Here is a 14,068-nt window from a genome sequence, read left to right on the forward strand (position 1 = left end):
AGTGGCTATTTTGTTAGTGTCATAAACGTTAATCCGCGTGCTTTAATCTATATATATTGCCGCTATCAGTACTGAAATAGATATCACCTTTTGGGGTGACCTCGATATCACGAATACGCTCACCTAGCTCTGCCATAATTCTTTGTTCTGCAATCGCTTTTGCCGCATCAGAAACAGTGACCACATTAATGTGAGTCAGCTTTAATGCGCCCGCAAGTAGCTTGCCATTAAGCTCAGGAAACTTATCGCCGCGATACAGTGCTAAGCTGCCAGGCGCAATGGAGGGAATATACACTTTAACGGGTGGCTCAACGCCCTCTTTTAGTTTGCCATCGCCGACGCTTATTGGCCCCCAATATTCTTTACCATGAGAGGTGATTGGCCAGCCATAATTGGCGCCAGATTTGATGAGGTTAAGTTCATCGCCGCCACGGGGGCCGTGCTCTATCGACCACAATTTTTGTGTTGGTGCGTCGTAAACCAAACCTTGAGGATTACGGTGGCCGTAACTCCAGATCTCATCTAAAACCGCTTTGTCTGCGATAAATGGATTATCACTTGGTACGCTGCCATCGGGCATTAATCGTAAGATTGCTCCTGCATGAGTTTGCGTATCTTGACCGTTATCGCGTACGCCACGATCACCAATTGAAAAGTACAGACTGTCATTATCGAACGCTATACGGCTACCAAAATGCCGACCAGTATCTGAACGGGAGTTTGATACAAATACATCTTGCCAATCTGTTAATGTGCCGTTTTGATAAGTCGCTTTAGCAAGGGTGGTCGCACCCTCGCCTTCGATATCTTTGCTGTAAGTGAAGTAAAGGGTATTGTCTGCAAAAGGCGATACGGCAATATCGAGCAGACCGCCTTGGCCATCAGCCCATACATTGGCAGGTTTAAATATTGTCTTATGCTCACCCGTTTTAAGGTTAAGCTGTTTCACTATGCCATCTCTTTGGCTTATCAGCATGGTGCTATCGTCAACATAGGCCAGCCCCCAAGGAATGTTGAAACCACTAGCAACCTTTTCAGCTTCCAATGCTTGTGCACTGCCCACAGCTAAAAAAACCAACATCAATGCGCTGAAGCCTTGGGTTACTGTTTGATATATAGCTTGGCTTATGTTGTTACTTTGCAATATCGACATACCTGTCCTCCTACTTTTATCTGGCTTTTATTTAGGCCTTATTTTATCTGGCTTGGATTCCGGATTTTATCTTTTTTGTTCTAGCCTTTGTTTTAATTCTTATTTTAGTTGGTATTTTAGTTGTTACCTTAACGAAGAACCAAATTGATATAAACACAGTTGTTCTTGGTTTTTATGTTCCTAAACCTTAGCGGCAATCAGTAAGTTATTAAGCCACTATGACAAGTCTTACCTACATTCGACAATCATTATCAGCAGTAAACTCCCAAAAAACACTCTGTCACCATAGCGAGTTTAAAGCATAAAAAAACGCCTCATCCCATAAGAAATAAGGCGCTTTTATGCGAGTTACAGACGGCGTTAATTATGATTAACGGATCGCTGAAACCAAGTAGTCTATCACTGCAGTATCAGGCGTTGACTTGTGCTTTAACTCAAATAGCGGCACTGGCTTTTCAAGCATATTACGCTCAACCATTTCGCTGATAATCGGTAAGTCTAGCGTACCCGCTTTACCCACTAATAAATTATCTAGCGGCGTGGTTTTACTTAGGTTAACGATATCTCTAAAGCCTTTTAAGTAAAGGAAGTCTTTAGTGAAACCGCCGCCGCGATAAACACGCGTGGTTAAGGTAAATGCCTGCTCAGTTGTTTGACCATATTCACGCATCAAAGTCTGGAACGTCATCGAGAAGTCACGCTGCTCTAGCATTAAGTTCACTGCTATAACACGAAGAGCTAAGATCTTAAGACGATTCAGAGTTAAGTTGCCTGAACAGTATTCACTGTAAATAGCAACACCTTCTTGGGTGTGAGTATTGCCCACTAAGCCTAGAGATAACACGCGTAGCTTTTGGCGGCGAGCGTTAACTGTAGTCAACATATGCACGCCCAGTTCGTGGTTAGCAAAAGCAATAAGCTCCTTACCGGTGAACATGGCATCTTTGTTGATTAATAGACAGTTTCTTTCACTATCGACCATGGCTTTCGCAACGATACGTGATGACTTTTCAACTTTGCACTTAAGGCCCCAATCATCAGCCTGCTTTTGAAACGACTTAACCGCATATGTAGCATCGTAAGTCGGTTCTTCGTCGTCACCTTCGATATCTGGTGCTCGCAGTAAGAACTCGGCATTGGCGATGTCATCTTTATCTGGCTGGCCATAATACTTCAGCGAGTTATAGACAAAATCTTCGTTGCCAATTGAGCATAACAAATCGATTTTAGTCGCTAAGTTATCAATTACATGACGATAAAGCTGCTGAATATCGGCATCCATTACGTTTTCTACCGGTAGCTTATAAAGCTGCTCGCGGAATTGGTATGGATTGAGGTTTAACTGCTTATAGCTAAACTCTGGTGCCACTGCGCCTTTACGGGCTAAAAACTTTTTACGCTCACTGGCAATATTAATCGGGTTAATATATTTCAGTGTGGCTACGTTATTAGCTAATTTATATAAGCTTTTATCTAATGATAAAATCTCAGGTGATAATGTCGATGATAATAAATCGACGTTTCTCACTGATTTGCGCTTACCAAAGCGGCGCATAAAGAATGCTGCGGTTTCTGAAATCGCCTGCTTAATACCTGCTTTTAACTCTTCTAAAACCAGCGGGTATAACTCACCCGTCGTTTCGTCCATAAACACTTTTTTCACTTCAACAGGCAGCACTAGGGTGTTGTCGAAATGTGCGTTGACGTGAGCAATTAAGTAGCCGCGACCTTGAAACACTTCATCGGTTGCTGCGCGCACGTCAAGGTTAGGCAGCTCAATCTTATTTAACTGCTTTTCAAAGTGATGGCAAGTTGCGCCCCAACGTTCAACATCAATTTGGCTAGTGCCAATATTAAAAGTTGGCGTGTCGGCCTCAATACGCTGATGGTTATAAGAATGCGTGTCAAATACGATACTGTTTTTAAACTGCTTTTCAAGACGCGCAATCAAAGCGCTCAGTACGTTATAAAACGACTGATGCTTAGCATGACTTTCGCCGCGCTGCTTTGTACTGAGTGGCTTTTGCCACACTTGCTTGTCCCACGCGGTTTTAAAATAGGTTGAATGCGCCTTTGGGCGGTTCAAGTCATATTCAAAACGTGAGTCGTTACCTATCAAGACAATAGGGAATGATGACAGCATTTCGTCTGTGTATGGATCTTCTTCATAAAAGCGCTCTTCTTTGGTGAGTAAGAAGGTCTTTTTAAGGTCATCACGCAGGCGATGACCATTATGAATAGCGGTACATACTACTGGAGAATACTCATCAATCTTAACGATAAATGAGCCACCTTCGACTTCTGCATGAAAGCATTCACCTTTGTTAATTAACGCAATACACTCTTTCTCAGATAATGTGAGCATCGTCAATCGCCTTTCTAAATTCCGTTCTTCTTTGCGTTAATACTTCTTTTGCATTAACTACACTTTCAACAAAATCGATAACTTTCTTTTGTAGCTTAACGTTATTCAGCTTGTTGATACGCATAATGCCACCAGGACTTTGTACGTTAACTTCAATCAACTTTTCGTTGATAACGTCAATACCGACAAAGAACAAACCATCGCGCACTAGTTTTGGACCAATGTGCTTACACAGTTCTTTTTCTTTCTTAGTTAATACGTGCTTAACCACACTACCGCCAGCATGAATGTTCGAACGAACTTCACCTTGAGCAGGAATACGCTTCATGGCGCCAATAGGCTCGCCGTTTAGCATAAGAATACGCACATCGCCTTCTTCAGCGCCTTCTACATACTCTTGTAAAATAACGTAATTGCCGCCTTTACCACTGTTGATATAAAACTCTAGCAAAGAGTGAAAACTCTTTTGCGCTGCTTTCTCAACTAAGATCACGCCTTGACCGCCGTAACCATCAAGTGGCTTCATGATCATCTTGTCAGTCTTAGACTCACGCAATACTTCTTCTAAGTACTCTGGTGTTTTAGACACGTGAGTCACTGGAATGAAGGTGTTATTTGGATCGTCAAATGACGCTGTGTACAGCTTATTGTTCGCAATACGCAGACCGTCAATATCATTCATGATGAACACTTCATCACGCACCGAATCTAAGAAGTTCAGCGCTACGGTATCCAATGGTGGATTCGCACGCATGATAATGCTGTCAAAGCCCGCTAACGGTAAACGTAGCTTTTTGAACTGCGCTTTTTTATAGAATGAAACAATATTATTTGGCGTAACTTGTTCTTTATCGAACACTTGGCAAAACGCACTAGCTTCTGAATCACGCATAGTTAAGTTGCTAGTCGTCGCTAAGGCTACAGTGTGGCCACGAGCAACGCATTCGTGAATTAAACGCAATGTGGTATCAGTTTCAGGCTCGATACTCGTCCAAGGGTACATCAAAAATAAAATATTCAATGGGATCTCTTACAAAAGGGGAATGCTCTAAAGATCTTGGGCCGGGTGATGGCTTGGGGAGGTGTAGAGTATTCAAAATAAATAACACAATGACTCAGGTTGGGGACAACCCAAGCCAGACAATGGCATCTATCTATCAATACAAGTTGAACTAGATATGGTGGCGCTAATTTACACCATATTTTGAAATTGGAATATAGAAATATTCACACAAAATAAAATAATTTTATTCACTAAAAAGCCAACAAGTGCGCAACACCACGAACCTCGCCACAATAGGCTTTAAACCAAGCTTGTCCAACACCAAAACGCAACAAGCCACACAACAAAGTAACAGGCATATTTGATATGGGTTTCGGTTTTCCCCCATAAAGAAACGCAGCCAAAGCTGCGTTTTGATTCTGTTTAAGATGTGACGCCACCATATTACCGGCGCAGCAAACTCTCGCTATTGGTTTGGCAACACCGTCGTCAAAGGCTTTTCTATAGCTCGACTCGCTAAAGCACTTCGACGCTTTAAGAGCATACATCCAAAAATAATTAGCAATAACATCGCAATTTCAACACCTACAACAGCCTTAAAACCGCTTTGCCAAAGCTGGATAATTTGCTCACCAAATAAATACCCGTCAGCAATTAAGGTGGCACTTAAAATAACCACACTCGCCGCAATTAATTGTGTCAGGTATCGCTGTTTATTATCGACAATGTAAGCCATTATCATTGCTGTAACTAAACCCGCAATAAAGCCATAAACCAGCCAATCAGAGCGGCTTTGTAACCCCGCAGGCAAAATTCGCTCAAGTAAAAAAGCCAAGGCTGTCGCCACAATTAGTCCACCACAGCCGCCTAAGGTTAAGCCTCTGACAATACTGATACTGCGCGGTGAGACATTTTTCTGTAAAGCCCGCTTATCTAGCCATAACATGTTACCAATGACTATCATGGCACAAATTGCGATAGAGAGAATGAAGTACAAAATACGCACATCAACGCCAGCAAAGTCGCCAAAATGTAGGGTGGCAATAATCTCTCGGCCTTTACGAAACACATTGTAGTTATTGATATCGGTCTTATTGAGTAGCTCGCCTGTTTTCACTCGGTAAAAGAACTCGTCTTTTTGTGAAAAATTAGCAAGGTCATTACCGCGTAGTTGGATAATCGCGGACTCATCTCCATAGTTATAAAAAATGACATTTCTTAAGTGGAAATCTTGCCGTTCACGCATTTGAGCAATAATCTTATATGCGTTACTCATATCAATTGTTTGCTCTATTTGTGGCTCGTCAAATAAAGTAAAACCCGCATCTTTAAATAAGGTGTCTTGGTCGCCTTGATAGATAAATACCACAAAGGCAATTTGGTAGATAATCGCCAGATTAAATACCAAGCCACTAAAGGCATACATTAAGGTAAAAGGCAGCGTCATCACCCCAACCACATTATGTAAATCAAGTAATTTGTCACGGCGATTCTTATCGCTACGGTATAAGAAAAAGTGTTTGAACAACTTTCTAGCATGGATAAACACACCTGAAATCAACGCGAAAAAGAAGAACAAGCTAATGATACCGACAAGGTATGTCCCCCCAGGTAAATTAAGGTCGTAATGCAGCCGATATAAAAAGTCTCCAAGAAAAAAGTCATCTTTATTCGCCACACTAACGCCAGTATTAGGATCCACTAACAAAGACACCACTTCGCCATGTTCATCCTCTTTGCCCTCTTCGCGAACAAGATCTAAATAGACTTTGTAATAGGGGTCATATTCCGACGGCATTTGCACCATTAAGTGCTCTTGATAATCAAAATCATGTTGGGCCAATTTATCTTCGACAATTTGCTGCAGTGGCGCTGCAGTTTGTTGCACGCTAACCGGATAATGCGGCATAACCGCCCACTGCTTTACTTCTTCATAAAACAAGGTAACTGCACCAGCCCAAAATATGACAAACAGTAAGGGCGAAATAATCACTCCAATCCAGCTATGTGATTCGGTTAAGTTTTTTACCCACTGGCTCTGTGGTTTTTTATTGTTTTGAGAGTACATAGATTGAGTGTTCATAATGGAGACTGATACCAAAAAAGAAGAGAGTTAACACCCACTGACAACAGCAAAAATTTACCGCAGGCTATGGCACTGGTTTTGCCACTGTTAAAGCTATAGTAATAAACCATTGCCGCCACCCAGATAATAAAACCAGCTAATAAACCAATAAGCAGTTTGGTACCAATAGCGAGTGGAATAAGCAGATAAAGGCTCAACATGATACTGACAGACAGCAATAGCCCCCCAAAAAAAGCGGTCAGTGTTTTTGGCCACATAGTTAATTAATCCCTAATAAAAAAATACTTGGAAACACTACCGTTCCAAGTGAAAAAACCAACACACTTCGCTCCCGAACATGTGATGCCACCACAACTAACAACAGCCACATTGCCATCGTTAACAGCAAGCTAATTAGCATTGAAACTAACCAACCAAATTGCATTGCTAAACCTGTTATGGCTATTGCAGCAGTAATGACAAAACCTGGCCAAGCCAATGCCCTAGGTATAGGTTTATAGATAAGCCGCTGTTTACTTGAAGATAAGTAGCTAGCAAAGCAGCCAAGCCACAGTGAAAATACACTCACGAATATCATAAAACCACCAACACAAATACAAATGATAATAATTTGTATTAATTATCGTAAATACGTTATCAAATTACAAGATGATTGTGTTAGCATCGCCGCGTTTACAAATAACAACCATTATCATTTGGACGATAAAACATGCGATCATCTAACTTAAACCCTATCACCAGTGCAATTCGCTTTGGCTTACTCCTTCCAGCTTCTCTGACATGTTTATCTGCTGCAGCAGATAATGCTGTCGATACCACAAATATCGAGCGGATCATGGTGACAGGTCAGAAAATTGCTCGCACCGTACAAGAGACAACAACCAGTGTTGCGGTATTGACTGAAAAGCAATTAGAGCAAGAAAACATCAATGATTTTCGCGATGTGATCATCAATACCGCTAATGCTCAAGTAACAGGCAATCGCAGCTTTAGCATTCGTGGTATTGACGGCTTTAACGTCTCCGGAGGCGGTAACAGCTTTTTAGCCAGTGTGTATGTCGACGGTGCTCCTCTGCCAGAACGGATGATTTATGGCGGTGGTTTTTCTACTTGGGACGCTAAACAAGTAGAAATATTACGAGGCCCACAATCAACTCTACAAGGACGTAACGCATTAGCTGGCGCTGTGATCATGACTACCCAAGCACCAACGCAGGAGTGGCAAGGTAAATACCAGCTAACTGTGGGTGAAAATGGTCAAAGAGAGATTGGCGTAGCCATTGGTGGCGGCCTTATCGAAGATGAACTTTCATTTAGGTTTAGTGGCGAAAAGAAAGAAATTGACGGTTATATTGAAAACTTAGTGCGCAATGAGCCCGCCGATTATCGTGACGACGGCACTTATCGATTAAAATTACTTTATCAACCATCGGCACTGCCTGAGTTTTCAGCTCAGCTAGGCTATACCCGCAGCAATAGTGACTATGGTCATACTGCGGTTGAGATAGCACAAGGTCAAAATCCTTTTGAAAATCGCTATGTCTACAATAACGATGAAAGAAAAGAGACTGTAGATGCCGACATACTAGTGCTAGAGCTAAACTACGACTTAAATGATTATTGGTCATTAGGGTCATACACCACGTGGTCTAGCGTCGATACTCGCTTTACTTGGGATTCTGACTTCTTAGAGATTGAAGGCAGTCAATTCCCAGAAGATACTGGCAGTATTTCTAACTACAAAAATACTACCGATTCACTAAGCCAAGAGCTGAGATTGACCTTTGAATACGATGATTTTAGCGGCGTGATTGGTGCTTATTACTTCAATACCGATGTTGATGATCACTCTAACGGATTAAGTAATCTAAAACTAAACCGTTTAGGGCTCACTAGCGATATATTGCAAGCAAGATATGGGTTAAGCCAACCCATTGCTGATTTAGTGGTTGGCCAATACGCTGAGTTTAATCCTGCCCACACGAGCGCACTAACCTCGTCACAGCAGACAATTTCAAACTATGCGTTATTTGCAGATGCTGTTTGGAATATTACTGAAAAATGGGACGTTTTTGGTGGTATTCGCTTTGATCATGAAAAGCAACAAACACAAAATGATGCCCAATATATTATTTTAAATGCGGATAAAATACCGGATCCAGCCAGCTATATTGGAACACCTTATGAAGGTATTTCCCCGTTAATCGCCGGTATTAACCAGCAGTTTTATGATTTAGCGGCTAGTGCCTCAACAACGACTCCCGAAATTGAAAATGATTTTAATACCATCTTACCTAAGCTAGGTGTGAGCTATCACTGGACTGAAGACTTAATCACTAGCTTTTCGTACCAAAAAGGCTATCGCTCAGGTGGCGTAGGTATTAATAACGCTCGCGGTGATGTGTTTGAATACGACCCAGAATACACTGACAACTATGAGTTATCATTGCGTTCAAGCTGGTTAGACGGTGACTTGATTGCCAATGCCAACCTGTTTTACGTTGACTGGCGTGACCAACAAGTAAACGTGCAGCTCTCACCTAACCGTTATGACAATGAAACTGTCAATGCAGGTCAATCAACAGTGCAAGGGTTTGAGCTTGAGCTGAACTACCAAGTCACTAGCGAACTCGCACTTTATGCGTCTGTGGGTCAGTCAAAGACCGAGTTTACTGACTTTGTGATCACCATTCCCACTGAAACTACGCGAATAGTCAATGACTTATCCGGTCGCCAATTTACCGCTCCCGAGTGGACAGGTAATATTGGTGCCACTTACAGCGCCGATAACGGTATTTTTGCTAACGTAAATGCCAACTATGCCCAAAGCGCACCGGTAAAGGTTGACCCATACCGTGAAGGATATAAAGAGGGTGATGAACTGTTTGATCCTTACAATGACAGCCGCACTCTGGTCAATATGCAGATAGGCTATGAGTGGCAAAACGTCGGGATTTACCTGCAAGGTAAAAACTTATTTGATGAAGAATACATTACTAATAACTTCACTCGCACACCGGCCTTAGGCGAACCAAGACAACTAGCGTTAACCTTACGTGGCGAGTTTAGCCTTTAGCAAAAAAATGCAATAAACACATATAAGAAGGTCAACTCAATGTTGGCCTTTTTCTTAAACTAATCAGTATAAGAATTTGATCTACTCAGAGCGGTTTTTGGCAAACTAATTCAAGGCGAATAGCTGCAATAATGGTTATTCCCTTATAAAGCTAATCAACGCAGAAGTAGGCAGTCAAAAACGCTCCTGAAGGCGAGTTTTAGCGATTCTGATGCTGTGACTCTTAATAAACAAAGAAGGAGCTTGAACCTAGTTCAACTATGCTCTTCACTCGTTGCAAACCACATGGATGTAGTGAATGTCATTAATGCTGGAGCATTTAATGACTTTGCCTCAAAACCGCTAAACTCTCGCTAAGTGACTAAATGTTTATACTGATTGGTATTAATCGTTTGTCAGGCATTAGAGCTGCACGACCTTCTGAGCGTAAAACTCAGCAGGATCATTCACTTTAATTTGATCTCTGCCAGCTTGTTTTGCCATATATAAAGACGTATCAGCACGTTTAACCCAAAGCTCACTGTCTTCGTTTGCAATTGCCTCGGCAATGCCAATACTTAAGGTCACTTGCTCAATATCAGGGCATTGTTGCGCCAGCCCTTCTACAACACTTTTACGAATTTTTTGCACCGCTTTAAAAGCACTATCGAGCTCAGTGTTATCAAATAACAATAAAAACTCATCCCCTCCTAAGCGAAACAGTAAATCGGTTTGCCGGCTATTAACATTAACAAGTTCCACCACGGACTTAATGATTTTGTCGCCCATATCATGTCCGTGTAGATCATTCACTTTTTTGAAGTAATCAATGTCAATAACGGCGATGCAGGTAAGATGCCCTGCTTTCGCTCTTTGGCTTGCAGCTTGTAGACTAAGATCCATTTGATGACGGTTAAACGCCCCTGTTAGTGAATCTCGGGTGGATAAATAACTTAAGTTACCCTGCAGCTTTCTGACAGCCTCAATAACACATTGGGTAATAGCGGCACAAATTAATAGCGCTAAGGTAAAACGCAATGTGACCGTCACCGACTGGTGCGGTAATGCAGCAAATGTTGTCGCAATTATGATTAAGCTGTTTACCGCTATCGCCATCTTCTTAGGTACGAGAAGTACGATGGCCGTTACAATAGGAAACACCCAATAAGTGGCTAATGTGCCAAAGATATGCACGCTTAGCACTATGCTAATAACGAGTAAAAATAAAGGCAGTTGGTAACCAATGATCTTATGCTTTAGTCGTAAGACACCAAATATTTCAACCGCTAAGCTAAACTCAAATGCTAATAAAACACTAGCTAACAAAGGTTGGCCGATTAAAAAATTTTTGATACTAAGAGGAATAAAGGTCAGCAATGACACGATAAGAATAAAACTTAACACCCTTTTGCGGCTGTAAATATCAAACAGTCCTTCGTCTAGCGCTTTTTCCGTAAAACTCAATCTATCCATAAAACGGCCTTATGTAATCCTTGCCTGTGGACGAACGTCTTAACTACCAACGTACTTAGCCTGAAAATAAAAACAAGTAATTACTCTAAAAAATAGTAAAACCCGTGCTTAAAGTACTAAATAGCTAACCAATTATAAGTAATAATCACTAAAAACGCGTCAATTTACCGTAAATATACATAGGTATTGAACGAGCATTAATGCGGAAAGTTCTAACTAGAAGACAAGCTAAAGCGGCAATTTATTACAGAAAAAGAAAACACAGATGCTTGTCATTAACCCAAACGCTCGTTACATCTGTCTGCAGAGACATAAAAAAGGGCTGCATTTAGCAGCCCTAGATTAGTTGTATTTAAGCTTAGCCACCCGTGGCTAACTTACGTTTGTTGTGCACCATTATCAGGCCAATTAAACAAACCACTCCAACGGCAATACCTACCGGTTGACTGAGTGACTGTGGTAGCCCTAGGCCAATGCCTGCAGTAACAATGTATGACACTGTGACGCAGGTACCCACAATCGCAGGTAAACTCACTATCCAGTGGAAAGCCCCTCTATCAAACAAATATTTAGTGGCTAGCCACAATACGCTGGTTGATAGCAGCATGTTTGAGAATGCAAAATAGCGCCAGATTAATGAGAAATCAATCTTAGTCATGAAGTAAGCAATCACCAAAATAGGGATGGCTAACAACAGACGATTTCTCAAACTTTGTGGGATCTTAAACGCATCAATAATGGTTAGACGTAAAGATCTAAAGGCTGTATCACCAGAGGTGATTGGGAAAATGGCTACAGCAATAATCGCCATAATGCCACCAGCAACACCTAAATATGTCGTAGCGACTTGGTTAACAACTAAACCAGGGCCACCCGCATCTAGAATGCTTTTCAGCTCAACATAACCACCGGGGAAAGCGGCAATACCTGCTGTTGCCCACACACAAGCCACAATACCTTCAGACATCATAGCGCCGTAATATACTGGGCGAACATATTTTTCGTTAGTTAAACAACGCGCCATAATTGGCGCTTGAGTTGAATGGAACCCACTAATAGCGCCACAAGTAATAGTCACAAAAAGCAGCGGCCATACAGGCAGTCCATCGGGGTTTGGCGCTAATAAGTCATTGTTGTAATGGCTATGGTCAAAATAGGCAAAAATATCGCCCATCTCAGGCAATTGCGGCGCACTCACCAATAATGCCACTGCAATCGACACTGTCATTACAATCATCAGCAAACCAAACAATGGGTAAAGCTTAGTGATGATTTTATCAATCGGTAGCATGGTTGCTAAGAAGTAGTAGCCTAAAATCACTAATACCCAAAAGGTATTGTTAGCCAGTATTGTGCCTTCAAAGTAGTCGAGATTACTCAATAAGCCCGCTGGGCTCATAATGAACACTACACCAACAAAAAATAGCAGCATAGCAGTGAATATCAACATCACGCCTTTAAAGTAAACGTTAAAGTAATGCCCGGCAATTTCAGGCAAGCTCTTACCGTCTTCTTTAATACTTAATACACCTGAAAAGTAATCGTGTACTGCACCACCAATAATATTACCCAGAACAATCCACACTAGTGCGATTGGGCCATATAACGCACCAAGAATAGGACCGAAAATCGGCCCCACACCAGCAACGTTTAGAAATTGAATTAAGTAAGCTTTAACCGGATGAACCTTGACGTAATCAACGCCATCTTCAAAACGGGCTTGCGGAGTTTTTGCATTGGGATCGATACCAGCTTGGCGCTCTACAAAGGGACTGTAGAACTTATAAGCTAGCACTAGCGCCGCAATACAAATTAAGAATATTAGCATTTTTATAATCATCCATATTTGTAGGGTATATGTTGAGCATCGAGTGTTGTTCACTTAAGGATTTTGGTCAAGTAACAACTTGTTATACCAAAGTCGGGCTTGCTATCTAGCGTCTTGGTGTGAGAGGCAGTAAATAACACATCTTTACTATCCTTGGTGCTTAGGTCTTTATATAGTTTGGACTTTTTACTACGGGATTTGACTTAATTCGGCTTCAACTGTCCGTGAATGTAATCGTCTTATCAATGACTCCAACCCAAGCTGTCAACAAAGAGCCTGCATCGCAACACAAACGGGCTTCATCATTACAACAATAAATAGCGTTTTACTGACATTTATACATTGCAGGCTCTGCGCTAGGACAATCAATCGTATTCGAGTAGTAATTATAACTAGCAGCGGCAACAAGGGGGTCAAGGAGGGGCTGATATATAGCCTACAATAAACTAATTTAGTGTAGGCAGCATGATTAAGAGCGATATGCTTAACAAGCTAAAGGTGGGGTTTGCCTTTCATAAAGGCTTTGTCTGCTAGGGCTAGCATGGCCAAGTCTTCTTTGGTATCACCATAAGCGTAGACACTAGAAAACTGTGTTAACACAAACTGCTGGGTGACTTTGTCAGCCTTAGCGTTGCAGCTGCAGTCTCCAGCTAAATAGTGCCCAGTGTAACGCATACTATTACTGGCCATTTGGCTACAAATTAGCTCGATATTCATCATTTGGCACCATGGCTTGAGGTAAAGATCGAGCGATGCTGATACCAGTACTATTTTAGCGCCCTGCTGCTGATGCAGCTTTAATGTTTGCAGTGCATGCGAACATAGGTAGTTGGGGATGATACTTTGAGCATAACGCAAGCCAATGGCATCGACTTGCTGTTTACTGCGGCCAGCAAACGCAAAAAAGCTCACTACAGGCCTAAGCTTTCGTGGAGCTATCACTCCTAATTTATAAAGCAGATACAGCGGTGACATAAAGATAATGCCCAGCAATAGGCGGACTGGCGTTGCAGAAAATAGAATAAACTTGGTGTACATATCTTTGGTGGTCAGAGTGCCATCAAAATCAAATAGAACCAACTTCACCGCTAACTCCTCAACCAAT

Annotated in this window: 10 protein-coding genes; 1 reads left to right on the forward strand and 9 read right to left on the reverse strand. The window is 41.8% G+C overall.

Annotated elements, in window-relative coordinates; translation table 11 throughout:
- Positions 1-28: 28 nt before the first annotated feature.
- From AB4298_RS00365 to AB4298_RS00390, 6 genes are all read right to left on the reverse strand, one after another.
- Positions 29-1,153, reverse strand: a complete 1,125-nt coding sequence (locus tag AB4298_RS00365; RefSeq protein ID WP_371985369.1) for a PQQ-dependent sugar dehydrogenase — start codon at positions 1,151-1,153, stop codon at positions 29-31.
- Positions 1,154-1,523: 370 nt separating this feature from the next.
- Positions 1,524-3,518, reverse strand: coding sequence for a flavohemoglobin expression-modulating QEGLA motif protein (locus AB4298_RS00370; RefSeq protein ID WP_248999345.1), 1,995 nt, complete (start codon positions 3,516-3,518; stop codon positions 1,524-1,526).
- Positions 3,502-4,539, reverse strand: coding sequence for a glutathione synthase (gene gshB / locus AB4298_RS00375; RefSeq protein WP_283107280.1), 1,038 nt, complete (start codon positions 4,537-4,539; stop codon positions 3,502-3,504). Before gshB ends, AB4298_RS00370 begins: the two co-directional genes overlap by 17 nt.
- A 448-nt stretch (positions 4,540-4,987) precedes the next feature.
- The gene (locus tag AB4298_RS00380) at positions 4,988-6,604 is read right to left on the reverse strand and encodes a PepSY-associated TM helix domain-containing protein (protein ID WP_371985370.1); all 1,617 of its coding nucleotides are present in this window, start codon (positions 6,602-6,604) and stop codon (positions 4,988-4,990) included.
- Entirely contained in the window at positions 6,601-6,864 is a 264-nt protein-coding gene (locus tag AB4298_RS00385) for a hypothetical protein (protein WP_248999347.1), read from the reverse strand. Before AB4298_RS00385 ends, AB4298_RS00380 begins: the two co-directional genes overlap by 4 nt.
- Before the next feature lie 2 nt (positions 6,865-6,866).
- Positions 6,867-7,184 (reverse strand): hypothetical protein, encoded by a 318-nt coding sequence (locus AB4298_RS00390; RefSeq protein ID WP_248999348.1) that lies wholly within the window; start codon positions 7,182-7,184, stop codon positions 6,867-6,869.
- A 132-nt stretch (positions 7,185-7,316) separates the two neighbouring features.
- Between AB4298_RS00390 and AB4298_RS00395 the strand changes: the two genes are divergently transcribed.
- A complete protein-coding gene (locus tag AB4298_RS00395) occupies positions 7,317-9,683 on the forward strand; it encodes a TonB-dependent receptor (RefSeq protein ID WP_371985371.1) in 2,367 nt (788 codons plus the stop codon).
- A gap of 402 nt (positions 9,684-10,085) precedes the next feature.
- On the opposite strand, the gene AB4298_RS00400 is transcribed toward AB4298_RS00395, so the two are convergent.
- From AB4298_RS00400 to AB4298_RS00410, 3 genes are all read right to left on the reverse strand, one after another.
- Positions 10,086-11,135: a GGDEF domain-containing protein gene (locus tag AB4298_RS00400; RefSeq protein ID WP_371985372.1), complete on the reverse strand. Its 1,050-nt coding sequence runs from the start codon at positions 11,133-11,135 to the stop codon at positions 10,086-10,088.
- A gap of 358 nt (positions 11,136-11,493) precedes the next feature.
- On the reverse strand, positions 11,494-12,963 hold the full coding sequence (locus tag AB4298_RS00405; RefSeq protein WP_248999351.1) for a carbon starvation CstA family protein: 1,470 nt from the start codon (positions 12,961-12,963) through the stop codon (positions 11,494-11,496).
- A gap of 492 nt (positions 12,964-13,455) precedes the next feature.
- Positions 13,456-14,049 (reverse strand): HAD-IB family hydrolase, encoded by a 594-nt coding sequence (locus tag AB4298_RS00410; RefSeq protein ID WP_248999352.1) that lies wholly within the window; start codon positions 14,047-14,049, stop codon positions 13,456-13,458.
- Positions 14,050-14,068 lie beyond the last annotated feature (19 nt).

The sequence above is a fragment of the Shewanella sp. 10N.261.52.F9 genome (assembly GCF_041471165.1).
Lineage (GTDB): Bacteria > Pseudomonadota > Gammaproteobacteria > Enterobacterales > Shewanellaceae > Shewanella > Shewanella marinintestina.